This window comes from Vibrio sinensis (assembly GCF_003605645.1).
Lineage (GTDB): Bacteria > Pseudomonadota > Gammaproteobacteria > Enterobacterales > Vibrionaceae > Vibrio > Vibrio sinensis.
On record NZ_QVMU01000174.1, the window covers coordinates 1 to 421 of the forward strand.

Consider the following 421-nt stretch of genomic DNA (forward strand, 5'->3'; position numbering starts at 1 on the left):
TGTGAGCCCCAATACCGTTGTCAAGCTGCTCACGGAAGAGCTCGAATACTCCCGGCAGGTCAATCGCAAGACGCACGAAGGTGCAAGCCATCCCGACCGGAACGCACAATTCGAACACATCAATACGAAAGTCGTCGCGGCGCAGGCGGCGGGACAGCCGGTGATTTCGGTCGATACCAAGAAGAAGGAGCTGATCGGCAACTTCAAGAACGGCGGCAGTGACTATCGACCGAAGGGCGATCCTGTTCGCGTCAAAGTGCACGACTTCGCGGACAAAACACTCGGAAAGGTGGTGCCTTACGGCGTCTACGACATCGCCGCCAACGCCGGCTGGGTCAGCCTCGGCATCACCAGTGACACGGCTGAGTTCGCAGTCAACTCGATCCGAACTTGGATCGAACGGATCGGCCTCGAGCGCTAT

General features: G+C 58.4%; 1 protein-coding gene. It reads left to right on the top strand.

The genetic code is table 11. The features are described from left to right. Positions 1-421: ISAzo13-like element transposase-related protein (locus DZ860_RS24110; protein WP_439333188.1), on the top strand; the 421-nt coding region annotated here is incomplete at both ends.